This is a genomic window from Bradyrhizobium sp. Leo78, assembly GCF_059512425.1.
The window spans coordinates 1-386 of sequence record NZ_JCAMOT010000279.1 but is presented as its reverse complement, the minus strand read 5'-3'; the positions used below and the strand labels follow the sequence as shown (position 1 = coordinate 386).

At 62.2% G+C, this 386-nt stretch carries 1 protein-coding gene and 1 pseudogene; one reads left to right on the top strand and one right to left on the bottom strand.

All coding sequences use genetic code 11. The annotated features are described in order from the left end of the window. The coding region (locus AC5ZG1_RS44675; RefSeq protein ID WP_496136610.1) for a hypothetical protein at positions 1 to 195 on the bottom strand (195 nt) is incomplete at its 3' end. Here AC5ZG1_RS44675 and AC5ZG1_RS44670 point away from each other — a divergent pair. Then, positions 184 to 386: pseudogene (locus AC5ZG1_RS44670) on the top strand (hypothetical protein); the annotation flags it as partial. The gene AC5ZG1_RS44675 and the pseudogene AC5ZG1_RS44670 sit on opposite strands and share 12 nt — an antisense overlap.

The window sequence follows — 386 nt, the reverse complement described above, 5'->3', positions numbered from 1 at the left end:
CTCAAGTCGAAGAGCCGACTTGAAGCAGAGAATGCGGCGCTCAGACATCAGTTGATTGTCTTGAGGCGTAGGCTGCAGGGTCGCGTCCGGCTCAGCAACGATGATCGCTGATTCTTCGTTCAGCTGTATCGCTGGTTTCCATCGATCTTGCAGGTCCTCACGATCATCCGGCCCGAGACGGTCGTGCGTTGGCACCGGGCCGGCTTTCGCGGCTATTGGCGTTGGAAGTCGCGCCCGATCGGAGGGCGGCCGCCGATCGACACGAGGCTGCGCGCGTTGATCCGGCGGATCAGCGTCGAAAATCCGCTTTGGGGCGCGCCACGCATCCACGGCGAACTGCTCAAGCTCGGGTTCGAGGTCGCGCAGTCCAGCGTCGCCAAGTACAT